This is a genomic window from Amycolatopsis sp. lyj-90 (assembly GCF_046549035.1).
In the GTDB taxonomy this organism is placed as follows: Bacteria; Actinomycetota; Actinomycetes; order Mycobacteriales; family Pseudonocardiaceae; genus Amycolatopsis.
On the sequence record NZ_JAJPWP010000003.1, the window covers coordinates 384942 to 409195 of the forward strand.

The 24254-nt window shown below is 68.6% G+C and carries 21 protein-coding genes and 1 tRNA gene; 20 read left to right on the forward strand and 2 right to left on the reverse strand.

Features of this window, described 5'->3' with window-relative positions:
- The 17 genes from ACLJPX_RS13260 to ACLJPX_RS13340 all read left to right on the forward strand — a co-directional run bounded on the left by ACLJPX_RS13260 (nt 1) and on the right by ACLJPX_RS13340 (nt 18400).
- Nucleotides 1–1206 (forward strand): beta-ketoacyl-[acyl-carrier-protein] synthase family protein, encoded by a 1206-nt coding sequence (locus ACLJPX_RS13260; RefSeq protein WP_410600339.1) that lies wholly within the window; start codon nt 1–3, stop codon nt 1204–1206.
- Nucleotides 1203–2315 carry a beta-ketoacyl synthase N-terminal-like domain-containing protein gene (locus tag ACLJPX_RS13265; RefSeq protein ID WP_410600340.1) on the forward strand — a complete coding sequence of 371 codons (1113 nt, stop codon included), beginning with the start codon at nt 1203–1205 and terminating at the stop codon, nt 2313–2315. Before ACLJPX_RS13260 ends, ACLJPX_RS13265 begins: the two co-directional genes overlap by 4 nt.
- Entirely contained in the window at nt 2293–3408 is a 1116-nt protein-coding gene (locus ACLJPX_RS13270) for a beta-ketoacyl synthase N-terminal-like domain-containing protein (RefSeq protein ID WP_410600341.1), read from the forward strand. Before ACLJPX_RS13265 ends, ACLJPX_RS13270 begins: the two co-directional genes overlap by 23 nt.
- Nucleotides 3405–4268 (forward strand): beta-ketoacyl synthase N-terminal-like domain-containing protein, encoded by an 864-nt coding sequence (locus tag ACLJPX_RS13275; RefSeq protein ID WP_410600342.1) that lies wholly within the window; start codon nt 3405–3407, stop codon nt 4266–4268. The genes ACLJPX_RS13270 and ACLJPX_RS13275 overlap by 4 nt, the downstream gene beginning before the upstream one ends.
- The gene (locus ACLJPX_RS13280) at nt 4265–5062 is read left to right on the forward strand and encodes an alpha/beta fold hydrolase (RefSeq protein ID WP_410600343.1); all 798 of its coding nucleotides are present in this window, start codon (nt 4265–4267) and stop codon (nt 5060–5062) included. Before ACLJPX_RS13275 ends, ACLJPX_RS13280 begins: the two co-directional genes overlap by 4 nt.
- Nucleotides 5059–5979, forward strand: a complete 921-nt coding sequence (locus ACLJPX_RS13285) for a thioesterase (protein WP_410600344.1) — start codon at nt 5059–5061, stop codon at nt 5977–5979. Before ACLJPX_RS13280 ends, ACLJPX_RS13285 begins: the two co-directional genes overlap by 4 nt.
- A complete protein-coding gene (locus ACLJPX_RS13290; protein ID WP_410600345.1) occupies nt 5976–6608 on the forward strand; it encodes a 2-hydroxychromene-2-carboxylate isomerase in 633 nt (210 codons plus the stop codon). Before ACLJPX_RS13285 ends, ACLJPX_RS13290 begins: the two co-directional genes overlap by 4 nt.
- Nucleotides 6605–6727, forward strand: a complete 123-nt coding sequence (locus ACLJPX_RS13295) for a hypothetical protein (RefSeq protein ID WP_410600346.1) — start codon at nt 6605–6607, stop codon at nt 6725–6727. The genes ACLJPX_RS13290 and ACLJPX_RS13295 overlap by 4 nt, the downstream gene beginning before the upstream one ends.
- Nucleotides 6724–7452 (forward strand): class II aldolase/adducin family protein, encoded by a 729-nt coding sequence (locus ACLJPX_RS13300; RefSeq protein WP_410600347.1) that lies wholly within the window; start codon nt 6724–6726, stop codon nt 7450–7452. The genes ACLJPX_RS13295 and ACLJPX_RS13300 overlap by 4 nt, the downstream gene beginning before the upstream one ends.
- 12 nt (nt 7453–7464) lie before the next feature.
- Complete coding sequence (locus tag ACLJPX_RS13305; protein ID WP_410600348.1) at nt 7465–10242, forward strand: cytochrome P450; 2778 nt, start codon at nt 7465–7467, stop codon at nt 10240–10242.
- A 23-nt stretch (nt 10243–10265) separates the two neighbouring features.
- Nucleotides 10266–11936, forward strand: a complete 1671-nt coding sequence (locus ACLJPX_RS13310) for a (2,3-dihydroxybenzoyl)adenylate synthase (RefSeq protein WP_410600349.1) — start codon at nt 10266–10268, stop codon at nt 11934–11936.
- A 235-nt stretch (nt 11937–12171) separates the two neighbouring features.
- Entirely contained in the window at nt 12172–13491 is a 1320-nt protein-coding gene (locus tag ACLJPX_RS13315) for an acyltransferase family protein (RefSeq protein ID WP_410600350.1), read from the forward strand.
- An 83-nt stretch (nt 13492–13574) separates the two neighbouring features.
- Nucleotides 13575–15302, forward strand: a complete 1728-nt coding sequence (locus ACLJPX_RS13320) for a CoA transferase (RefSeq protein ID WP_410600351.1) — start codon at nt 13575–13577, stop codon at nt 15300–15302.
- A gap of 88 nt (nt 15303–15390) precedes the next feature.
- Nucleotides 15391–16614 (forward strand): aminotransferase class V-fold PLP-dependent enzyme, encoded by a 1224-nt coding sequence (locus ACLJPX_RS13325; RefSeq protein WP_410600352.1) that lies wholly within the window; start codon nt 15391–15393, stop codon nt 16612–16614.
- Between the two features lie 207 nt (nt 16615–16821).
- Nucleotides 16822–17376 (forward strand): hypothetical protein, encoded by a 555-nt coding sequence (locus tag ACLJPX_RS13330; protein ID WP_410600353.1) that lies wholly within the window; start codon nt 16822–16824, stop codon nt 17374–17376.
- Nucleotides 17358–17951 carry a DUF6973 domain-containing protein gene (locus tag ACLJPX_RS13335; protein ID WP_410600354.1) on the forward strand — a complete coding sequence of 198 codons (594 nt, stop codon included), beginning with the start codon at nt 17358–17360 and terminating at the stop codon, nt 17949–17951. The genes ACLJPX_RS13330 and ACLJPX_RS13335 overlap by 19 nt, the downstream gene beginning before the upstream one ends.
- A gap of 77 nt (nt 17952–18028) precedes the next feature.
- Nucleotides 18029–18400: a hypothetical protein gene (locus ACLJPX_RS13340; protein WP_410600355.1), complete on the forward strand. Its 372-nt coding sequence runs from the start codon at nt 18029–18031 to the stop codon at nt 18398–18400.
- A gap of 19 nt (nt 18401–18419) precedes the next feature.
- Here the strand turns inward: ACLJPX_RS13340 and ACLJPX_RS13345 are convergent, their stop codons facing one another.
- Nucleotides 18420–20318 (reverse strand): DNA/RNA helicase domain-containing protein, encoded by a 1899-nt coding sequence (locus ACLJPX_RS13345; protein ID WP_410600356.1) that lies wholly within the window; start codon nt 20316–20318, stop codon nt 18420–18422.
- Between the two features lie 131 nt (nt 20319–20449).
- On the opposite strand from ACLJPX_RS13345, the gene ACLJPX_RS13350 reads away from it, so the two are divergent.
- Complete coding sequence (locus tag ACLJPX_RS13350; RefSeq protein ID WP_410600357.1) at nt 20450–22330, forward strand: DNA/RNA helicase domain-containing protein; 1881 nt, start codon at nt 20450–20452, stop codon at nt 22328–22330.
- A 163-nt stretch (nt 22331–22493) separates the two neighbouring features.
- Here the strand turns inward: ACLJPX_RS13350 and ACLJPX_RS13355 are convergent.
- Nucleotides 22494–22566 (reverse strand) — tRNA-Arg (locus ACLJPX_RS13355).
- A 378-nt stretch (nt 22567–22944) separates the two neighbouring features.
- On the opposite strand from ACLJPX_RS13355, the gene ACLJPX_RS13360 reads away from it, so the two are divergent.
- A complete protein-coding gene (locus ACLJPX_RS13360; RefSeq protein ID WP_005155565.1) occupies nt 22945–23598 on the forward strand; it encodes a response regulator in 654 nt (217 codons plus the stop codon).
- Nucleotides 23598–24212 (forward strand): trimeric intracellular cation channel family protein, encoded by a 615-nt coding sequence (locus ACLJPX_RS13365; protein WP_410600358.1) that lies wholly within the window; start codon nt 23598–23600, stop codon nt 24210–24212. The genes ACLJPX_RS13360 and ACLJPX_RS13365 overlap by 1 nt, the downstream gene beginning before the upstream one ends.
- Nucleotides 24213–24254: the final 42 nt, after the last annotated feature.

Below are 24254 nucleotides of genomic sequence, written 5' to 3' on the forward strand. Positions count from 1 at the left end.
GTGGCCCGCGTTGTCGTGACCGGGGTCGGCCCGGTGTCGAGCATCGGGATCGGGATAGCCGCGTTCGCCGAGGCGCTGCGCACCGGCCGATCCGGGATCTCGCCCATCACCAGCTTCGACCCGGCCGGGTTCCCGCACCGGAACGCGGGCGAGGTCCAGACCTTCGATCCGGGCGCCCATCTCCGCCGGGTGGACCCGGCGCGGTGGGGGCGGTCCAGCCAGTTCGCGGCCAGCGCCGCGCAGCTGGCGGTCGCCGACGCCCGGCTCGACCTCACTTCGGTGGAGCCGGGGCGTGCGCACGCGATCATGGGCACCACCAGCGGTGAGTCCGCGGTCGCGGAGGCGCTCACCGCGCAGATCATCGCCGACGGTTTCGCCGCGCAGGACCCGGCGCTGCTGACCCAGCTGCCCGCCAACCGGCTGGCGAACGCGGTCAGCGAGGAGCTCGGGTTGGCCGGCGAGTCGCTGACCATCGCGACCGCCTGCTCGGCGAGCAACTACGCGATCGGCTACGCCTACGACCTGCTCGCGGGCGGCGAGGCCGACGTCGTCTTCGCCGGCGGCGCCGATTCGGTGTGCCGCTGGGCACACGCCGGTTTCTACCGGCTCGGCGCGCTGGCGAAGGACGCCTGTACTCCGTTCGACAAGGGCCGCGCGGGAATCCTCACCGGCGAGGGTGGCGCCGTGCTGGCCTTGGAAACCCTCGACCACGCCCGGAAAAGGGGCGCCACGATCTACGCGGAACTGCTCGGGTACGGCGTCAACTGCGACGCCATCCACCCGGTCACGCCGGACGCGCCGACGGTCGCGGAATGCATGCGCATCGCGCATCGCAACTCCGGGATCTCACCGTCCGATGTGGACTACATCTCCGCGCACGGCACCGGCACGCAGGTGAACGACCTGGTCGAGAGCAAGGCGGTCATCGAGGTCTTCGGTGAGCGCCCGCCGCCGATCAGCTCGATCAAATCGATGCTCGGTCACACCATGGGCGCGGCCTGCGGGTTCGGGGCGATCGCCTCGACCATCGCGATCGACCGGGGTTTCCTGCCGCCCACGGTCAACTGGACCACCGCCGATCCGGAGCTGGGCGGTGTCGACCCGGTGCCGAACGCGGCCCGTCCGGCGAACGTCCGGGTGGTCCAGAACGACGGTTTCGCCTTCGGTGGCAACAACGCCATCGTGATGTTGGGAGCGCCAGAATGAGCGGTGTGGTGGTGACCGGCTGGAGCGCGCTGACCTCCGCGGGCGTCGGCGTGGACGCGCTGGCGAAGAAGCTCGCACTGGCCGAGGCGGGCCAGGTCGAGAAGGGCCACGAGATCGGCGACCTCTACGAAGAGCCGCTGCCCGTGACGAGCGGGCACTTCCTCAACAGCTTCAGTCCCCGGGAACACCTGGGACGCAAGGGGACCAGCACCTACGACCGGGCCACCGGGCTGGCCGTGGTGTGCTGCCAGGAGGCGCTGCGCGAAGCCGGGGTGTCCCTCGACGACGAGGTCCGGCCGCGGATCGGCGTGGTGCTCGGGACTTCGCTGGGCAGCTTCAAGTCCACCAGCGACTACACCCGTGAGACCCTGGTGCAGGACAAGCCGTATCTGGTCAACCCGATGCTGTTCCCGAACACGGTGATGAACTGTGCCGCGGGCCAGGTCGCCATCCGGTTCGGCCTCCGCGGGGCGAACACCACGATCGCGGGCGGCACCCTCGGTTTCCTCAACGTGCTGCGGTACGCGGGCAACGCCATCGAGCGCGGTCACGTCGACGTCGTCGTCGCGGGCGCGGTGGAGGAGTTCACCCCGCACCGCGCGTGGGCGACTCACCTGACCGGGGCGACCGACGTCGTCGCCCCCGGCGAGGCGGCCGGGATGTTCGTGCTGGCCAAGGAGAACACGCCGGAGTGGGCGGGTACGCGGCAGCGTGCCGGTGTCCTAGCGGTCGCCACGGCCTATGGGCCCGGCGGCGGTGAAGCGGCCGAAACCGCGCTCGCCGGATGTGTGCGCCGAGTGCTGGCGAAGGCGGGTGCCGACGCGTCCGAAGTGTCCACTGTGTACACCGGCGAGGTCGACGACGACGATCGCCGCGAGTACGGCCCGATCGTCCGCGCGCTCGGCCACGGCCCGGAACGGGTCATGGTCAAGCGGCTGTTCGGCGAATGCGACGCGGCCTCCGGCGCGGTGGCGCTGGGTGTCCTGCTGGCCGAAGAGCGCGATGCCGGGCCCGGCGGGCTGAGCCTGCTCACCGCTCGGGGCGCGGACGGTGCCGTCGGCGCCGCCATCGTGAGGAGGTACGCCGATGGCGGTCCTGATCGCGGGTAGCGCGGTGCGCACCTGCCTCGGTTCGGGCGCGGAGACGTTCGACGGCCTGCTCCGCGGCGCTTGTGGCGTCTCACCGCTCCGGTACGGCGAACCCGGGCAGCTGAACGTCGCCTACGGCTACCACGCAGACCTCGACGACGAGCTGTTCCGCGCGGGACGGCTCCTGGCCGAATGCCTCAAGGAAGCCGTCGCGCAGTCCGGTGTGGACACCGCGACGACGCGGGTCGCCGTGCTGATCGGCACGGGGCTGCGTGAGCTGTCCGCGGTGGAACGGCTCGCGCTCACCGGCGAGACCGTTTCGGCCGGACGGCTGGACTTCGCCGACGTCGTGGCCGAAACCCTGCCCGGCGTCACGGACGTGACCACGGTCGTCAACGCGTGCAGCGCGGGCGGCCACGTTCTCGCGCTCGCACAGGACCTTCTGGAACTGGGCGAATGCGACGCCGTCGTGGTCGCCGCCGCCGACGCGATGACGCGGTCGATGCTCGCCATGATCGGCCGTGTCGCCGAGGAACCGACAGAGCGCGTGCGGCCGTTCGACCGCGAGCGCACCGGCGTGCTCCTCGGTGAGGGCGCGGCGGCACTCGTCGTCGTTCCCGAGACCTGGGAAGGCCCGGCGCTCGGCAAGGTCGCCGCGACCGGTCTTTCCTGCGACGCCTACCACGCCACGGCACCGGACATCGAGGGCATCGCCCGCGCGATGTCCGACGCCTACACGCGTGCGGGCCGCGTCCCGTCCGATGTGGACGTCGTGGTGGCGCACGCGACCGGCACCGCGCTCAACGACCCGGTCGAATGCGACGCGTTGCGCAAGGTCGTCCTCGGTGGCGGCGGGAACCCGCTCGTCACCGCGGTCAAGGGCTCGACGGGTCACACGTCCGGCAGCGCCGCACTGGTCAACGTGGACGTCGCGCTGCGGATCTTCGCTTCCGGCGAAGTGCCCGCCGTCGCCGGCCTGACCGACCCTCTCGACGAAGGCACCGGATTGCGGCTCGTCATCGGTGACGCCGTCACCGCGCGGCCGGATCTGGTGCAGGTCAACGCGTTCGGCTTCGGCGGGGTCAACGCCGTCACCCTGCTGGAGCGGGCATGACCGCGCGCGAGCCCGGGGTACGGGCGAGGGAGACCCGCTTGCTGCTCACCGGCTGGAGCCTGCACCTGCCAGGGGTCGCGGGGTTCGACGGCGCGCCGCCGGAGAAGGCCGCCACCGTCCTGGGGCGAAAAGGTCTGCTGTACAAGGAACCTTCGACCCGTCTCGCGTTGTGCGCGGTGCATCGCGCACTCGGTTTCGAGCCGGGGCAACGGGCCACCGGGCCGATCGAAACCGGTACCGCGGTGGTCGCGTGCAGCAATCTCGGCAACGTCGAGACGGTCGCGAAGGTCGCGCGTGCGGTCGAGGCGGAAGGCGGTCGCGCGGTGAGCGTGCTCGACGCGCCCAACGTGTCGCCGAACGTCGTGGCCAGCACGGTCGCGCTGTGGTTCGGTTTCGGCGGTCCCAACCTGATGCTGTGTTCCGGCAGTACCGCCGGGCTCGCCGGCCTGCGGATGGCGAGTCTGCTGCTGCGTTCCGGCCGGGCCACCCGGGTGGTGCTCGTCGGGGCCGAGCCGGAGGACGAGATCGCCTCGATCCTGCACGACGGACCACTGCGCGCGGGGAGCGCGTGCGTGATCCTCGAGCCCTGGCGCGAGAACTCCGGACACGCCGTCGTCGACGTCGAGCCATGGGAGGCCGCGCCGCTGCCCCGGCGCACGGTCGGGCCCGGCGGTTTCGACGTCAAGGAACAGTGGGGCGACTTCTACGGCGCGCACGGGGTCGTGGAGCTCGCGCTCGCCGCCCACCTCGCCGTCGCGGAAGGCGAAGGCCGCGTGGGCATCGGCCCGCGACGGCCCGACGACGGACCGGCGGTTTCGGTCGCCGTCACTGATCACAGCGATGAGATGGGGTCCCGGTGAACGGTTCAGCGGTGAAGGCGCACACGATCTCGCCCGGCAGGCCCGGCGCGCCGCTGGTGCTGTTCGTCCACGGGATGGAAGGCCATTGGAAGAGCTGGACGCCGCTGGCGGCCCATCTCGACCAGGGGTACCGGGTGGTCTCGCTGGAGCTGCCGTGGAAGGCGGGCAACGACTTCCGCTGGCGCAATCGCTCCTTCGGGCACTGGCTCGGTGACGGCCTCGACCTGCTCGGCACCACCCCGGACGTCCTCGTGGCGCACTCGTTCGGCGCCAACGCCGCGCTGGAGCTGATGTGCGCGCTCGATCCGCGTGTCGGTTCGTCGGTGGCGTTGTTCTGCCCGTTCTACCGGCTGCCCCGGTACGAGGTGACCTGGCGGATGTTCGAGCGCTCGCGCGAGACGTTCACCGCGCACGTCGGCGAGGGTGTCCGCGCCCGGCTCGGCAAACGAGCGGCCACGTTGGACCCCGAGGTCATCGACGGCATGGTCAAGATCGCGCTGAACCGCGCCGGGCCGCTCGGTTTCGCATCGGTGTTCGACCGTTACGCCGCGAGCGCCGACCTCCAGCTCGGCAACGTCGAGATCCCGACGAAGGTGCTCGTCGGCGGCCAAGACCCGACGCTGCCCGCCGAGTCCGCCGTCGCGCTCGCCGCGGGCATGCCGGGCGCGACGCTGCACACGCACGAACGCGGCGACCACTTCTTCCACGTCCGCTACGCCCGGTACGCCGCGGCCGAGGTGACCGGCCTCGTCGAGGACGTCCGGACCATCCCGAAGGTAGGTGAACTCCGATGACCGCAGTCCTGCGGCCAAGCCGGACCGTCACGCACGGCCGCCCCGCGTTCGAGGGCGCCAACATCCGCACCTGGATCGGTTTCAAGCACTTCATGTACCTGGTCGAGCAGGGTGTCCTGCAGTGGCTGCGCGACCAGGGCACGAGTGCGCGCGACCTCTTCCTCGAGCACGGCCTCGGCGCGGAGATCGTGGACTGCTCGGTGCAGTTGCCCGCGGTGCTGGAACTCGACGACGAGGTCGAAGTCGAGGTCACCCCCGGCCGCGGCGACAAGCTGAACGTCCTGCTCTCGGTGGTCCGCGACGGCGCGAAGGTCACCGTGCTGCGCGGCAAGGTCACCGTCGCGCTGGTCCGCGAGCGGGCGGCGGACACCACGGCGGCCGCCCCCGAAGCGCTGGCGCACCTGGAAGTCCCGGCGCTGACGTCGACTACGGCGCGGATCGCGATCCCCGCCGGGGAGACCGCCGAGTCGGTGCTGACCGCGGAACCGGGCGCGTTCCTGTGGTCCTGGCGGGCGCCGTACTTCTACTGCCACTACTCCGACCGCGTCCAGCACTCCGGTTTCGTCCGGACGCTGGAGGAGGTCGTCGACCGCTACCTCGCCGACCGCGGCATCTCAGTCGGCCGCATGCTGTCCGAACGCGCGTGGATCCCGGTCGTCTCCCGCGCCCGCGTCCGGCTGCTCGAGGACGCGCGGATGGAGGAGACGGTGCACACCGTGTTCACCGTGACCGACATCCTGCGCGGGGTCATGTTCGACGGCCGCATGGACTGCTACGTGCAGCGTGGCTCGGAACTGGTCCCGGTGGCCACCGCCCAGATCCTGCACGGCTACGCCATCGCGGCCGGTCCGGGCGCGGGCGGGATGGCCCAGCTGGACGACGGTGTCGTGCACGCGCTGCTCGGGGACCGGGCGTGAGCCGGCCCGCCAAGCTGTACTTCTCGCTCCGCAGCCCGTACAGCTGGCTCGCGATCAACCGCCTGCGCGACGAGGTGCCCGGCGCGCTCGAACAGCTGGTGTGCCTTCCGTACTGGGATCCGGACACGGTGACCGGGGCCGGCCTCGACGAGCGCGGCGGCGAGTTCCACTACGTGCAGATGAGCCGCGCGAAGCATCTGTACATGCTGATGGACACCAAGCGCATCGCCGAGGGACAGGGCCGCAAGATGGCCTGGCCGATCGACATCGAGCCGTGGTGGGAACTGCCGCATCTGGCCTGGCTGCGCGCACGCCGCGAGGGTGTCGAGTGGCCGTTCTACGACGCGCTCAACGAGGCGCGCTGGGGTCGCGGCGACAACATCTGCGAGCCCGACGTCGTCCGCGCCGCGGCGGAGCGGGCCGGTTTCGACCCGGAGCTGGCCGTCGGCGCTGTCGACGACCCGGAGATCCGCGCCGAAGGGGTCGACTGTCTCTACCAGGCGTATCTCGACGACATCTTCGGCATCCCCTACTTCAAATGGGGCCGTCACCGCTTCTGGGGATTCGACCGGCTGGACGCGTTCCTGGAGGTCTGGCGGCCCGCGGTGCGAGAGGAGCGTGCGGCATGAGCGAGGACCAGGATGCCACGGTCATCGAGCTGCCCCAGTCCGAGTGGTACGGCGTGCCCGCCGAACTGCTGGACGAGGGCGCCGTCTACGACTGGGACAGCCCGGGCGGCTGCGGATGAGGACCGTCGGAGAGGAACGGCTCTACCGCAAGCAACGCCTGGCGGCGACCATGCGGCTGTTCGCGGTGCGGGGTTTCGACGAGGGCGCGGGCGGCCACGTGACCGCCCGGGATCCCGGCGACTCGGAGAAGTTCTGGATCAACCCGTTCGGTGTCCACTTCGGACACGTCCGGGTCAGCGATCTCCTGCTGGTCGACAGCCGGGGCGAAGTCGTCGAAGGCGACGGGAGGATCAACCCGGCCGGGTTCGTCATCCACTCGCACGTCCACGCGGCGCGGCCCGACGTCGTCGCGGTCGCCCACGCGCATTCGACCTACGGGCGCGCGTGGGCGGCGCTGGGCCGCAAACTCGACCCGATCACGCAGGACGCCTGCGCGTTCTACGAGGACCACGAGGTCTTCGACGAGTTCGGCGGCGTGGTGCTGGATTCCGACGAGGGCAAGCGGATCGCGGTCCGCCTCGGCACGGGCAAGGCGGTGATCCTGCGCAACCACGGGCTGCTCACGGTCGGCGGCACCGTGCAGGAGGCGGCCTGGTGGTTCACCACCATGGACAGCTCGTGTCACGTGCAACTGCTCGCGGAGGCGGCCGGGACACCGGTGCCGATCGAGCCCGGGGTCGCGCGGCACACCGCGTCGACCATCGGCACACCGGGGATGGGGCGGCTCAACTTCCGCCCGCTGTACGCCGATCTCGTGCGCGTGCAGCCGGATCTGCTGGACTGAGGGGTAAAGGTCATGCCGACGCTACTGAACGACCACATCGCGGCCGACGGGGCCGGGATCGCGATCGTCGACGAGGCCGGAGCTGTCGGCTGGCGGCTGCTGGGGGAGCGGGTGAACCGCTGGATCACCCTGCTGCGCGACCGGGGGCTCGGCGAGGGCGACCGGCTGGCCTGTGTGCTCGGCAACCGCCGGGAGACCTACGAGGTACTCCTGGCGTGCCTGCACTCCGGGATCACCGTGGTACCGGTCAACTGGCACCTCACCGATCCGGAGATCGCCTACATCGTCTCGGATTCCGGGAGCAAGGCGCTGGTCGTCGAGCCCTCGTACGCCGAGACCGCCGGTCGCGCGGTGGCCCAGTCCACCGGCGGGTGCACGACGCTGTTCGTCACCGGCTCCTCGGACGAGCACGGATTCGAAGCGGTGGAACCGTTGCTGGCCGGGGTGTCCGCGGCCGAGCCCGAGGGACAGACCTGCGGCGCCACGATGTTGTACACGTCGGGGACCACCGGCGTGCCCAAGGGCGTGGTGAACGGCCTCTTCGTCGTCGGCGCGCCGTTCTCCCGGGTGTCGAAACTGACCAGGTACGCGCATGTCGTCCTGGACGTCCCTTCGCGTGAGCGGTGCCTGCTCGACGGCCCTTGGTACCACTCGTCGCAGCTGTTCTTCTCGCTGCTCGGGCTGTTGCTCGGCTCGACGCTGGTGATCCGCCGGTCGTTCGATCCGGAGTCCACTTTGGACATCATCGACCGCGAGCGGATCACCGCCGCACATCTCGTGCCGACCCAGTTCATCCGCCTGCTGCGGCTTCCGCCGGAGGTCCGCGCGCGGTTCTCGGGGGCGAGCCTCGGCCGCGTGTGGCACGGCGGCGGGCCGTGCTCGCCGGAGGTCAAGCGCCGGATGATCGACTGGTGGGGCCCCGTCCTGACGGAGTACTACGGTGCCACCGAGGGCGGAGCGGTCACGCTCACCGACTCGCGCGACTGGCTGGAGCACCCCGGTAGCGTCGGCAAGGCCGTGCCTCCCAACGAGATCGTGATCCTCGGCGAGGACGGCACGCCGCAACCGGTGGGCGAGTCCGGGCGCGTGTTCATCCGGCGGGTCAAAGGCCAGAGCTTTTCGTATCACAACGCCCCGGAGAAGACGCGGTCCGCGCATCTGGAGCCGGGCACCTTCACCTTCGGCGATGTCGGCCGGCTCGACGAGGACGGGTTCCTCTATCTGACGGGGCGTGCGCAGGACATGATCGTCTCCGGCGGGGTCAACGTGTACCCGGCCGAGATCGAGGCCGTGCTGCTCAACCATCCGGTGGTCCGCGACGTCGCGGTGATCGGCGTCCCCGACGACGAGTTCGGCGAGCGGGTGGCCGCCGTCGTCGAGGTCGCCGAAGACGCCCCCGCCGACCTGTTCGCGCTGCTGGACCCGTTCTGCCGCAAGTCTTTGGCGGGCTTCAAGACACCGAGGTCGTACCACGTCATCCCCCGGCTCCCCCGGGAGGCGACCGGCAAGCTCCGCAAGGACGTGCTGCGCAAGAGTTTCTCCGCGATCGGGATCGAACGGCCCGACATCGCGCATCCGGTGACGTTCGCCGCCGGGGTACCGCACGCGGAGTTCGCCCGCCGCCGCGAGACCGAACCGGTGGCCTGGACCCCGGAACCGTTGCTGACCCGGCATTCCAGCGCGGGCCGCACCGTCCTGCGCGGCTCCGGCTACTGGGCGGTGACCCGCTACGACGACGTCTACTCGGTGTCGCGGCGGCCGGAGGAGTTCTCGTCGGCGGCCAAGGGCGCCTTCCTGCCCGACCCGCGGACGCCGGGCGACCTCAAGCAGACCCGGCAGCTGCTGGTCAGCATGGACGGCCCGGAGCACGTCCGGATCCGCCGCCTGGTCGCGACCGTGTTCACGCCCAAGTCGGTCCGCGGGCTCAGCGAGAGCATCGCCGGGCACGCCCGGCGGCTGGTGGAGAAGGTCACCGCGGCGGGGGAGTTCGACGCCGTCGCCGACTTCGCCGCCGAGCTGCCGCTCCTGGTCCTGTGCGATCTGCTCGGGTTCCCGCCGGAGGACCGGCACCTGCTCTACCGCTGGAGCAACGCGCTGGTCGGCTTCGACGACCCGGAGTTCGGCGGCGGCGACGTCGACGCCTACCGGCAGACCTTCGCCGAAGCGTTCGCCTACGCGATGAAGCTCGGCATGTCCCGTCGCGAGAACCCGACCGACGACCTGATCAGCAGGCTGGTCAACGCCGAGGTCGACGGGAAACACCTGAGCGACCGGGAGTTCTGCAGCTTCTGGCTGCTGCTGGTGGTCGCCGGCAACGAAACCACCCGCCACCTGATCTCCGGTTCGATGGAGGCGCTGGTGGCCAACCCGGCCGAACGCGACCGGCTGGTGTCCGGTGAGGTGACGATCGCCACCGCGGTCGACGAGCTGATCCGCTGGGTCACCCCGATCATGCAGTTCCGCCGCACGGCACTGCGGGACACGGAGATCGCCGGACAGCCCATCGCCGAGGGCGACAAGGTCGTCGTCTACTACACCTCCGCCAACCGTGACCCCGCCGTGTTCACCGACCCGGACCGGCTCGACCTCGGCCGCGACCCCAACCCGCACCTGTCCTTCGGTATCGGCCCGCATTTCTGCCTCGGCGCACACCTGGCCCGGCTGGAGATGTCGACGCTGCTGACCGAGCTGCTGCCGCATCTGTCCCGGCTGCGCCTGACCGGACCGGTGACCCGGCTCGAGTCGAACTTCGTCTCCGGCGCCAAGACCATGCCCGCGCGCTTCGGATGATCACACGAGAAAGGGAGGCCGTCGTGCCCTCGAAACCTGTCCAGCCGAGCCATGCGGGAACGGTCCCCTGGCCCGCAGACCTCGTCGCGCGGTACGTCGCCGAAGGCCACTGGAAGGGCCAGGCACTCGCCTCGCGATTCGTCGACGCCGCGGCCGCGACCCCGGACGACGAAGCCCTGACCGACGGTGACTTCCGGCTGACCTACGCCGAGCTGCTGTCCCGTGTGGACGGTGCGGCCCAGCGGTTGCGCGCCCTGGGACTCCGGCCGGACGACCGGCTGCTCTTCCAGCTGCCCAACGGCTGGGAGTTCGTCGTGCTGACGCTGGCGTGCTTCCGGCTCGGCGTGATCCCGGTGATGGCGCTGATCCAGCACCGCAGGCACGAGCTGTCCTATCTGGCCGAACTGTCCGAGGCGCGCGCGATCGCCGTGCCGGACCGCGTGAAGGACTTCGACCACCAGGAACTGGCGGCCGGGATCGCCGCCGGGGCCGAGACCATCGAGCACGTCATCGTCGCCGGGGACGTCCGTGACGGCCACGTCGACCTGCGCGCGCTGTGCTTCCCGGCTCCGGACCCCGCGGCGGCGCGCGCCGAACTGGACGCGTCGGCACCCGACCCGCGCTCGGTCGCGCTGCTGATCCTTTCCGGCGGTACCACGGGTTTGCCGAAGCTCATCGCGCGCACCCACGACGACTACGCCTGCTACGTCGACGGATCCGCCGACGCTTTCGGCTTCGACGCTTCGTCGGTGTATCTCGCGGTGCTGCCGTTCGGGCACAACTACCCGCTCAGCGCGATCCTCGGCGTACTGTGGGCAGGCGGCCGGGTGGTCGTCTCGCCGTCGCCGTCCGCTCGTGACTCGCTGGGCGCGATCGAAGCCGAACGGGCCACGGTGACGTCGGTGGTACCGGCGATCGTGGTGCGCTGGCTCGAGTACCGCGAGGCCGACCAGCATCACGACCTGTCCTCGTTCGAGGTGCTGACCCTGGGCGCCGCGCGGCTGCAGGACCAGCTGGTGCGCCAGATCAGCTCGGTGTTCGGCTGCACGCTGCAACAGGGCTACGGCATGGCGGAGGGGCTGACCAACCTCACCCGGCTGGACGACCCGTTCGACGTCACCTGCGACACCCAGGGCCGCCCGATCAACCCGGCCGACGAACTGCGGGTGGTCGACCCTGACGGGAATCCCGTCCCATCGGACGAGCAGGGCGAGCTGATCACGCGCGGCCCGTACACGATCCGCGGGTACTACCGCGCGCCCGAGCACAACGAGCGCGCCTTCACCCCGGACGGGTGGTACCGCACCGGTGACGTCGTGCGGCTGCGCCCGGACGGTTACGTCGTCGTCGAAGGACGCACCAAGGACGTGATCAACCGCGGTGGCGAGAAGATCGCGGCCGAGGAGGTCGAATCCTTCGCCTACCAACTGGATTCGGTGGAGATGGCGGCTTCGGTCGCGATGCCGGATCCGGTACTCGGTGAGCGCGGCTGTCTCTACGTCGTGCCGACGCCCGGCGCTTCGGTCGAACTGCGGGACGTCATCGACGTCATGGAGACGGCCGGGGTCGCCCGGTTCAAACTGCCGGAGCGGCTGGTGATCGTCGACGCGATGCCGCGCACCCCGATCGGGAAGATCGACAAGAAGATCCTGCGGGCGGACATCGCGCGACGGCTGGAGGAAGAAGCCGCCTGAGGCGCGCGACAGCCACGGTAAGTACATGAAGGCCCCCTTCCTTGCGCTGGACGCAAGGAAGGGGGCCTTCATGTACTTACAAAGCCGAAAAAGGGTCGCAGAATGGGATAAGACGGGGGCCATACGGCGGTGCGAAGCTAGCAGGGCAGACGGATATCGGTCTGGGTTCCGCCGCGTGGCGTGGAAAGGCTCGAGCGCGGTTCACCCCATAGCTTTTGGGAGAAAGGACGCACACATGAGCGTTACCACAACGCGGAAAGGCGGGCCGCCCGCAGCCGCGGCAAAGCCCGCCAAACAACGCTATCTCGCCGTCGATGGCCTGCGCGGGGTCTGCGCGCTGGCACTGCTCTTCACGCACGTCGCGATGATCGCGGGGGTGCTGGGCACCAAGGAACTCGGCGGCACGATCGCTTCGACCAGCGCGGTCGGCGGATTCTTCACCGGCGGCTTGCAGATCTTCGCGGGCGTCTTCTTCGTGCTGACGGGGATGTTCGTCTACCAGGGCTTCGCGAAGTCGATCATCAACGGCACCCCGCGCAAACGCGAAGGCACGGTGATCCGGCGTGTGCTGCGCCTGCTCCCCGCGTACTACGTGATGTACCTCGTGGTGCTGGTCGCGCTGAACCTCCAGCAGGTCGAAAACCTGTGGGACGTCCTCCGTCCGATGCTGCTGCTGCACATCTACGACTGGGACGGCTGGAGCAACGGCATGGAGATCACCTGGACGGTGCCGGACATGGCGCAGTTCTATCTCCTGCTGCCGCTGCTGGCCTGGGCCACCTTCAAGTTCGCCTCCCGTGGCAAGACCGCGCGGGCGCGGGCGTACCGGATGATGCTCCCGGTGCCGCTCCTGTTCGCGGCCGGTATCGCCTGGCTGCTGTACTCGCAGATGAACGGCCTCGGCACCCGCGCGCTGTTCTGGTACCCGATGGGCCTGATGCCGGAGGTCGCGATCGGCATGGTCATCGCGATCTGGCTGGAGCTGCAGAAGGCGTCGCCGAACGAGGCGCCCAAACTGCTCACCTTCGCCGGCCGTCACCGTGTCCTGTTCCTGGGTATCGCGCTGACCTGCCTGCTCATCAACTGCGCCCGCCCCGGCAGTGAAATCGGTATGGACGACTACTACAGTCTCACCGCGCTCGGGATCTTCTACGGACTCCTGGCCATTCTTTCGGCGACGCTGTTGCTGTCGATGGTCGCGCCCGGACCGGAGTCGCGCCTCATCCGCGCGGTGTTCACCAACCGGGTGATCCTGTTCATCGGCAAGATCTCCTACGGGATCTACCTGTGGCAGTTCGCGGTGATGCATTTCTACCTGCAGAAGCCGGACGCCTATTTCAACGGGGAGCCGATGCCGTTGATGATGATCCGGGCGGGTACCGGGTTCTGGGAGCTGCAACTGGTCGCCCTGGTCGGCACGATCATCGTTTCGACGATCTCGTACTACCTGATCGAACGGCCGCTGATGAACTGGGGTGAGCGGGTCATCAAGCGACGCGCCGCCCGGAAGGCGGCCACCCTGCCGCGACCGCGTGAGGAATCGGTCCCGGTGTAGTCCGTCGCCATCGGACCCTCCGGCCTGGCGTCCGCGACCCGCGGACGCCAGGCCGTTTCCGTAGCAGTACCCGGAGGTACGCCGTGTCCTTTTCCTCTCCCCTGAACGGTTTCCGCGTCCTGAGCGCCGGATCCGGCCCAGCCGTCGGGACAGCCCTCGACAGGCTGCGGATGCTGGACGCCGACGTCGGTACCGCGCGCCCCGGCGTGCTGAGCCTGAGCGGGCCGGGTGCTTCGGTCGAGGCCGGTCTGCTCGGCCCGTTCCCGGAAAACCTCCTGCAGGCCGACTTCGGGATCATGGCACTGCACGGCCGGTCCGAAGCACAACCGCGACCGCTGGGCGTCGACTACGTTTCGGTGCTCACGGGGATGGCCGCCGTCCAGGGCGTTCTGGCCGCGACTTTGGCCCAGCTGCGCGGAAACCCCGTGTCGCGGATCGAGATGAGCGCGGACCGCGTCGCGATGATGGCGGTCGCGCAGTACATCGCCGCCGCCACCGCGGACGAAGATCCCGAGGGACCCGAGGGCGTCCCATCGACGGCGCGACCGCCGTTCGTTTCCGCCGACGGGGTCGCCTTCGAGATCGAAGCCTTCAGCAGCGATGCCTGGCAAGGGTTCTGGGCTTCTCTGGGAGCACCGGAACGCGCGGTCGGACAGGGCTGGCGGCCGTTCCTTCTTCGCTACGAACGGGCGTCGGTGTCGCTTCCGCGCGAGCTGCACGAAGCGGCCGAGGCTTCCTCGTTCGAAGAGATCCGCGCGATCGCCGCGTCGACCGGGATGCACATCTGTCCGGTTAGGACAGTGGAGGACCGGCGGGCCGATCCCGACGCGGGCTCGCCTCCGTGGTCGTTCCGTGCAGGCCGGGCGGCGCCGCCCGGATCCGGCGCCGATACCGGACCGCCGCTCGCCGGGATCCACATCGTCGAGTCGACCCGGCGCGTGCAGGGTCCGATGGCCACCCGGCTGCTGTCGCTGCTCGGCGCGACCGTCACCAGGATCGAGCCGCCAGGCGGTGATCCCCTGCGGGGCATGCCGCCGATGGCTGGTGACTGCTCGGCGAAGTTCCGGGTGCTCAACGACGGCAAGCGGATCGCCGAGATCGACTTCAAACAGCCGTCCGGACGGGCCGAGGTGCTGGACCTGGTCCGTGACGCCGATGTCTTCCTGCACAACTGGGCGCCGGGCAAGGACGTCGAGCTCGGCCTGGACGCGGCCACGATGCACGCGGTGAACCCCGGGCTCGTGTACGCGACCGCGTCCGGCTGGGGCGACGCGCTGGGGGAGAACCCGCCCGCGGGAACGGACTACATGGTCCAGGCGTATTCCGGGCTGGCGGACGCACTGGCCCCGGCAGGCGCGCCGCCGCGGCCGACGTTGATGATCATGGTGGACATCGCGGGCGGATTCGTTTCGGCGGAAGGGATCCTGGCCGCGCTGGTGGCACGTCAGCGCTTCGGCCGGGGCGGCGAGGTCGCGACGTCCTTGCTCGGCGCAGCCGACGCACTGCTGCGCGAGCCATCGCCCGCCGCCGTCGACGGTGTTTTCGCGGCGGCCGACGGCCTGCTCGCGATCGTGACCGAGGACGTCGTGGCACTGTGCTCGGTCCTGGAGATTCCCGTTCCGTCACCAGAAGAACTGCCGGACGCGATCACCAAGGCACTGAGCGCGCGGCCGGTGGCGGAATGGGAACGAAGGCTGGGCCCGGTCGCGATGCCCGTCCGGCGCGATCTGCGCACGCTCGTCTCGCGCCGTCCCACGCGGTTCGAGCAGAACGGCTGCGCGATCGCTACTTCACCATGGACTTTTTCGTAGTCCGTGGCAGCGCAGGAGATGTTCACCCCGTGAGAGTGCTGCGATCATGGGACGCGACAGATGGTCCGGTCGGCGGAGGAGCTTCGTGATGGGTGGGAACACGCTGGGCGTGCTGGGCTCCGACGTCAAGGTGGGATTGTCCGACGGCACGAAGATCGCCTATGCCAACCTGGACTACGCGGCGAGCGCGCCGTGCCTGCGCGAGGTGGCCGATGTGGTGGGGGAACTGCTCCCGTACTACGCGAGCGTGCACCGGGGCGCGGGTGCGCTTTCCCAGCTGTGCACGGAAAAGTACGAACGCGCCCGCGAATCGGTCACCACGTTCCTCGGCTGTCGCCCGGACGACGAGGTGGTGTTCACCCGCAACACCACCGACGCCCTGAACCTGCTCGCGCATGTCGTGCCGCCGGGTACCGTGGCCGTCACGTTCGAAGGCGAACACCACGCGAACCTCTTGCCCTGGAACGAAGTCATCCGGCTCCCGGCGCCGTCATCACCCGAGGGGGCGGTTTCGGCAGTCGCGGAGGTACTCACCGGGCTGGGCTCCGGGCGTCCGATACTGCTAGCCGTCACCGGCGCGTCCAATGTGACCGGTGAGGTCTGGCCGCTGGCCGAACTCGCCGCCACCGCCCACCACTTCGGCGCCCGCATCGCGGTGGACGCCGCCCAACTCGCGCCACACCGGCGGATCGACATCACCGCCCTCGGCCTCGACTACGTGGCTTTCTCCGGCCACAAGCTGTACGCCCCGTTCGGAACCGGCGTGCTCGCGGGCAGGACCGACTGGCTGGACAGCGCGCGGCCGTACCTCGCGGGTGGCGGAGCCACCGCGCACGTTGGGGACGCACCCGGTCAGGTCGACTGGGCGACCGGTGCCGCGCGACACGAAGCTGGCTCCCCGAACGTCATCGGCGCGGTGGCCCTTGCCGCCGCGTGCGACACCCTCGCGGCGGCGGACCTGGACAAAGTCCAGTCCGAAGAGGACACCCTGATGACCCGGTTGCACGACGCCTTAGCGGAAATCCCCGCGGTCCGGGTGCTGGGTGCGGGCGGCCGCTGGCCGGACAGGCTGGGCATCGTCTCCTTCACCGTCGACGGTGTCGAGACGCGCACGGTGTCCACGAGACTTGCCGCGGAGTTCGGCATCGGCGTCCGCGACGGCCTGTTCTGCGCCCACCCGTTCACCCGACGGCTGCTGGAACAGGCGGGCACGACCGCGCCGACCGCGGTGCGCGCGAGTATCGGGATCGGCACGACCACGGACCACGTCGACCGCTTGATCACCGGAATCCGGACCATCGCCGGATCCTGAACGCGTGGTGCCGCAGGAATCGTGCGAGAGCTGGATCTGGAACGGGTGGCGGCGCTTTCCAGCGCCCTGACCGGCTCAGAGTTCGCGAAGACGGCGTATGGGCGGGGGCGTGGATTCCTGCGCGGCATCGCTGACCACCGCCGCGTCCGCGTACCGGGCTCAAGATGGCGTGGGCGAGCAGGGATTCGACGGCGCGGGTGGCCGCTGATGGTCACCTGGGTCGATGTCAGCCAATGGAAAGCCGACGGGATAGGGCAGATCGGTGATCACCTGGCCGCGCAGAACCGGCAGGTGCTCGGCCTGCAGGACGAGCTCGACGGTGCCAAGCCGGCCGGGTGGGCAGGGGAAGCGGCGGAGGCGGCGGCCGGGAACCTTCGCGCCCGATGCCAGGAACTCGAGGACCTCGCCGCGCGGTTGTCCGCGGCCGTGAAGATCATCGATGACACGGAGCGGGCTGTGCGCGATTTGGTGCGCAGTCTCGAAACGACGGAGGATTTCGCGGCCAAGAACGGCTTCCGGATAGACAATGGCAAGGTCGTCGAGACGGAGAACTCCACAGGGTTTCTCTCCAGCGTGCTCTTGCAAGTCGAAGTGGAAGCCATCTTGGCCCCTGCCGGCGAGATCGGAGACGCCGGTGCGACGACGCTGCCTGCGGCTGCCGCCGCAGGCGAAGACCGCATCGCCGACGGACAGCGGCACCGCGATCTCCTGGCAAATACCAGGTCAAAACGGACGGCACGACAGTGTGGCCGAGCGGCCTGACCGGCTGGATCGCAGAACAGGCGGGTTTCAAGAAGGAGAAGGTCACCGAAGCCGAGGCGAAGTTGCTCGACGATCTGCAGATGCGCAAGGGATTACTCGGACTCAAAGAGCTCGCCGACATCCGACAGGAAGCCTTGCATATCGCCGAAGGCAAGTTCGAGGGCAAGGGCGGGACCGACGGGCACGCCGACGCTTTCCGCCATGCTTACTGGAACGCGATGATGACGCAGCGGTACGGAGAGGAATGGGCCCGCGACTTCGCGACCGCGCACGAGCGGAACCCGACCAGGCACCATGTCCCGGTGGCCATGGACCTGCACAACAACGAAGTCGGTCGCTCGATCGCCAAAGCCAACCCGGACGCCAGCCCCGAACAGTTGGCGAACCTGGTCGAACAAGCGGTCAAGGACGGCAAAATGGTGGTCATCGATAAAAACGACACACTGGTATCGTCCAGCGAATCGACTCCTGGCGAGACCCGCGAAACCAAGAACAAGCCTTGGCCCACGGACAATCCAGGGCGCGATGACGACCACGACCCCGGTCAACCCTCGGCGACTCCGGACCAATACTGACCATGCGCTTGATAGTGACTCTGCTCGCCCTTCTCGCTCTCGTGGCGGGCTGCGGCACGAGCGCCCCAGGAGTGACAGTGGAATTCGACGACAGCCTGGAGAAATCGATCGGCGACCTCGCCAGGTCTGGCGGCTCGCGGCCCCTCAAGGAACTGGCGCCCGGTGATTGGACGTCAGTGCAGGTCTTCACCGGCCCCGCCTCCGGTGCGCGAATCGAACGCGAATTCGGCAGGCCCGTCACGGTCGAGGGCGACGGCACGCACAGCGGCGACTACGTCCAGGACGGCAATCTGCTGGTTTTCGACCGCGACGGTGCCACCACGCGGATGGTCAGCCTCGGTACTCTCGCCGCCCTGGGCGACGGGAAGTACCGCGCGGACGTCGTGCTGAAGGCGCAGGGCGGGGCCATCACGATGACCGACCCCGACGGCCGCCCCGCGGGTCGTTGATCGAGCCAGGTCAGATCGGCTATCGGGTCATCTCCTCCAGGAATTCCTGGGTTTCGGGGTCTTCCGAGAAGATGGCTGTCCCGCGCATCCCGCGAGTGAGTAAGACCTTGTACGTGTTCTTGATCAGGGCGCCGAAGTGCAGTTCGTCGGCCTTCCTGACTTCCGAGTCCTTGGAGTGCTCGCGCACCGCGTGCCACATTCCGTCGCGGCGTACGAGATCCTTGCCGAAGATCACGCCCGACCAGTCGTACTCGAATCCCTGGGCGGTGTAGATGCAGCCCACCTGGTCGAAGCCGCGCTCGTCCGTGGCCCAGTAGCTGGATTCCGGAACGCCGGGTACTGCCTTCTTGCCGTCGCCCTTCGCGTTCCAAGGGCGTTTCCAGGTGCCGACCTGGACGTCGTCCACCAGGCGTGCGCCGTCCGGAGTGTCGACCGGGTCGCTCCACGGCCAGCAGAAGCCGGCTGACAGACGCGCCACTCCGCCGTGCTCCGACCGTTGCCGCAGTATCCAGGACTCGAGCGCCTCGGGAGAGGCCGCGGCACTCAGAGTGACGCCCTCGTCGAGCGGGCCCGCGAGCTTGCTCCACGGAATCGGTCGCTCGCTGGTGCCGAGGCCGAGAAGCCGCGCTACCCAAGTGTCATACGAGACTGAGCCACCGCAACGCAGCTGGTCGTGAAGGCGGACGATCTCGACCCGGCAGCCGAGCGACTCAGCCGCGGTGGCGATCTCCTTGAGTGAGCCCATCTCGCCAGGGCGCACCACTTGGTGTTCGTCGAGCAGGAAGACTGGAACGGTCGCGACGTTGATGAGTTCGTTGACCTGCCGGTCCGCGCGGTCGCGTTTCTCCTTCTTCGTATACCTGTCAGTGCCCTTTTCTCGGATGCGGTGGGCTTCGTCGCAGATCAGGACGTCCAGTTCGCGCGGCTCGCAACCGACGTAGGTGTTGAAATACTTGAACAAGCCCTGAACCCGCTTGCTGCCACGGCCCGCGTACTTGCGCATGGTCATGGTGAACGATCGCGAGCCGGTCGCGTGGTGGACTCCGAGTCCCCGGCGGGCCAGTTCGCCGAGCAGGCTCAGCGCGATCACGCTTTTGCCCGAACCCGGGCCGCCTTCGACGATCACGACCGTGCGAGTCTGCGCGGCCCGGGAACGCTCCACCGCGCGGAGGACGAGTTCGTACGCGACCTTCTGTTCGTCCAAAAGAACGAACTGTTCGCGATCCTTGATCTCGGCCGCGGCCAGATCGAGCAACGGCTTGGTAGGGCGATGCGCGAACCCGCTCAATTCATCGCCCGCTGCGACATTCGACTGCCGGGCGGCGTCGGCATCGAGCACGGCGTTGAGGTGCTCTCCCAGCGCCGCCTTGTCGTCCATGGTGAACAGTCGGCTGGTAGGGCGGGGATTGTCCTGGAGAAGGCCGGACACGTCCGTGCGCCGTGCGTTGTGCAGGTACGCCACCGCGTGGACGGCCTGAGGCCGCTCGACCAGCGCGGGGGTGTGGTCCACGAAGTACTCCCGGTATCCGTGCACCTGCTCGGCGGGATGGAGGTGTCTCCCCCCGAGTCCGGGAATGTTGATCACCTCGGACAGATAGGACTCGGCCTTGGACCACTGCTTGAGTTCGAGGAAGACGAAGGAACTGTCCCCGGAACGAGGGTGAACGCCGCAGAGCACGACATCGATGCGCTGCTTGCTGTGCGGTAGCTGATGTTCGAAGAGCACCTCGACGTCGCCGAGACCGGCGTCCACGAGATCCGTCAACACGATAGGCAGGCTCTTCTGCCAGGAAGCCACCTCGCTGGTCCCGACTCTGCCGCCGAGCACGAACCCGGCTTGTTCCTGCAATCGGTTGTGCAGCCGTCCCGCGCGGGCTTCGATCAAGAGATCGGCCGCGCCGCCGCGTGCAAGAGCCACTCGTCCCTCCCCGGGGCGCAGGGGCGCCCGAGTGCTCCCCAGCAGTCGATCATAACCCGCTAGAGTGATTCTTGCCTTCACGCAATAGTGCGAGAGGCCCAAACGACGGGAACGGCCCTGGGGAGGGTGGCTTGCCGGTCATCAAGACCGCGCATGACCTGCGCGGAGAACTTCGGCACGAGCGCATTTTCATGGATCTCGCCAAGCATGTGGGCATCCCCTACAAAGCGTCCGAACGAGGCGGTGAGCTCGGCTCCTGGAGGAACAGCCTCCCGGTGCTCGCCGATACCTTGTGTGCTGCGGGCCTCGGGCACGTGCAGGTGTTGGTCGAGTACCGGCTTCCGTACAGCCCGAAGAGGGTGGATGCCATTCTCTGCGGAGTCCATCCGGAGACCGGGAAGCCCTCCTATGTACTCGTCGAGCTGAAGCAGTGGAAGAAGGCGGAGTCGCTGGGCACCGACCTGGTGTGGACTTCCCATGGCAAAAAACAACCTGACCTCCATCCCGCGGAACAGGTCAGGCGGTACTGCCGTCAGCTACTCGACTTCGTCCCCGCGTTCGCGCGGATCCCCGGTCAAATCAAGGGGATCGCGTACATGCACGACGCCGTTCGCGGTGTCGACTGGACTTTGGACCAGTTCGAGTACGACGACTTCGGTCAGCTCTACACGTCGGACCTGCAGGGGGATCTGGTCGCGGATCTGTGGTCGCTGCTCGACAAGGATCCGGCCACGGCGGGAGCGGCGGTGGCCGCCGCTCATGAATTGATTTCCGCTTCCCCGGCCCCCGCGCGGAATCTGCTGAAGACCGCCTCGGACGCGTTGGCCGCCAGAGACGAATTCGTGCTACTGGACGAACAACAGGTTGCCTACAAGACAGTGCTCGACGCCGTGGCCGAAGCGGACTCTGATGGGACGAAGCGGAAGAAGGTCGTCGTCGTCAACGGTGGCCCGGGTTCCGGGAAGAGCGCCATCGCGGTGACACTCCTCGCCGCTCTCGCGAGGCAGAAGCGAAAAGCGCTGCACGCGACCGGCTCGAAGGCGTTCACCGAGACCTTGCGGGAGAAGGTGACCGGTGACGACGATCGATACGGCAAGATCTTCAAGTACTTCAACGAGTTCGGCTCCGCGCCGGAGGACGCGCTGGATGTCCTGATCTGCGACGAAGCGCACCGTGTCCGTGGCATGCCCGCCCGGTTGCACGGGAAGGTGCGCAGCCAGATCGACCAGCTCATCGATGTCGCCAAGGTGCCGCTCTTCCTGCTCGACGAACACCAGGTCGTGCGTCCCGGCGAGATCGGAACGAAGGCGGACATCCTCGCCATCGCCGACATCAAGGACTGCGATGTCATCGAGATCGACCTGGATGGCCAGTACCGGTGCGGAGGCTCGGCGAGCTTCGACGAATGGGTCGTGCGCTTGCTGGGGCTCGGTTCCGAACCGCCGGTGTCCTGGTCGGAACTGGTCGACGGAAGTGAAGACGAGTACGTGGTCGACTCGGTCGGATCCCCGCACGAACTGGAGAACTGGCTTCTCCGGCAGGCGAAGACCTTTTCCGGCACCGCGAGAATGGCGGCCGGCTTCTGCTGGGACTGGAGTGATCCGGTCAAAGTCGAGGGCCGGCTGCGACTCGTCGACGATGTGGAGATCGGTGGTTGGCGTCGACCCTGGAACACGAAGCAGGGGTTCGAAGTCCCAGGATTTCCTTCGGCTTCCTTGTGGGCATCCGAGCCGGAGGGCTTCGGGCAAGTCGGCTGCATCTACACGGCGCAGGGTTTCGAGTACGACTGGGCGGGCACGATCTTCGGTGACGACCTTGTGATCCGGGATGGCAAGTGGGTCGCCCGCAGCGGTTTCTCCTACGACCGCACAGTAAAAGGCGCTGAAGCCCCGGAGTTCGATCGCTTGGTCCGGAACACCTACAAGGTGCTCTTGACGCGCGGTATGCAGGGAGTCTGCGTCTACTCCAACGACGTCGAGACGAACGACTTCCTGCGGAAGTATGCGAGGTAGCCATCGTGACGCGAGCCCAAGGCGGCTGAGCCGCGTTTCGGTGATGGCTGTCCTGCGGCTTCCGCTCACCGACACGTGGCGAGTGGCTCGTGCTGCCGCAGGTCAGGCATTTGTCCGCCGGGTCGACCGGCGTGTGACTCGGGCCGGTTTCGATCATGCACTGTGCCCCCGGCAGGATTCGAACCTGCGACACCCGCTTTAGGAGAGCGGTGCTCTATCCCCTGAGCTACGAGGGCATGTACTGCCGGGCACAGCCTACCGGGTGACCAGCCCCGGCAGGGCACGAGGGCACCTCACGTCGCGAGAGCGTGCGGCCGCTCCGGTGAACACCGCGAAACCCCCGAACGGCGGTAGCGCTCAAACGAGCGCCTGGCACACGCCCGAACAGCGGGCCCAAGCCCGCCAGTGGCCGCCTAGTGACACTCGACCTGCGGATCCGTCCCGGAGGACGCACACTCAACCCAGGCAAACAGGGTCTGAATCGAAAGCTAGATCGACACAGATGACCCGCACGGGTCACTCGTACGTGTCTGGTTTCGAAACCCTGAACAACAGTAGGTAATCTTCGTTAACGGGACGCGAGACGCCGCTCCCCCGGCTGCCGGAGGGCTTCGTTGATCAAGCTCATGTTCGCCGACGACGAGGAACTGGTCCGTTCGGGCCTGCGTGCCATGATGTCCGGCGCTGCCGACATCGAGATCGTGGGCGAGGCGAGCGACGGGAGATCAGCGGTCGAGGTCGCCCGGCGGTACCACCCTGACGTCGCCCTGCTCGACATCAAGATGAGGGCGCCTGACGACGGTATTCGCGCGCTCAGGGCCATCCTCGCGCTGCCGGATCCACCGACGGTGGCCATGTTGACCACGTTCGACATCGACGACTATGTCAGTCTCGCGCTCAGGCTCGGGGCCAACGGCTTCCTGCTCAAGGACATCGACCCGGCGGCGCTGCTCAGGGCCGTCCGGGACCTCGCCAGGGGTGGCGCGGTGCTGGACCCCGGGGTCGCGGCGCGCATGGTGCAGTCGCACCGGGACGAGCAGCGGGCCGCGCAGCCGGCGCGCAAGCTGCTCGCGTCGCTGTCCGAGCGGGAGCGTGAGGTCGTCGGGCTGATCGGCCAGGGGTTGTCCAACGCGGAGATCGGCGGACGCCTCCACCTGTCCGAGGCGACGGTCAAGGGCTACGTCTCGGCCGTCCTGTCCAAGATCGGCGCGGCGAACCGGGTGCAGGCCGCGCTGCTGGCCTACCGCGGTGGCCTGCTCGACCAGTAATGATCCTCACCGCGCTCGAGTTCCTCGGCTTGATCGCGTTCGCCGCTTCGGGGGCGCTCGCGGCGGTGCGGTCCAGGTTGGACGTTTTCGGAGTGGTCGTCGTCGGGCTCACCACGGCGCTCGGCGGCGGGATCATCCGTGACGTCCTCCTCGGGATCACGCCACCCACGACCCTGCGGACCTGGCCTTATCTCGCGGTCTGCGGGGCGACGGCATTGGTCGTGTTCGTGTTCCATCCGCAGATCGCGAAGCTGCGGCGCGGCGTGCTGCTCGCCGACGCGCTCGGGCTCGGGGTGTTCGCGACGGCGGGTACCACCATCGCGTTGAACGCGGGCGCCACTCCCTACGCGGCGTGCCTGATCGGGATGACGACGGGTATCGGCGGCGGTGCGGTGCGTGATCTTCTGCTCCGGGAAATCCCGCTCGTGCTGCGGAAGGAGATCTACGCGGTCGCGGCGCTCGCAGGGGCCGTGCTCGTCGTGATCGGTCACTCTCTGCGACTGCCGCCGGGGCCGGTGACGGTCGTAGCAGCTGCCGCCGTCGTGGGGGTTCGGATGCTCGCTTTGTGGCGCAGATGGAACGCACCTGTTGCAAAAGGGCCCGAGACCGGCTGAAACGTCTTGTGGACTGCTCGATTTCCTTTGTTTGTTCTGTGT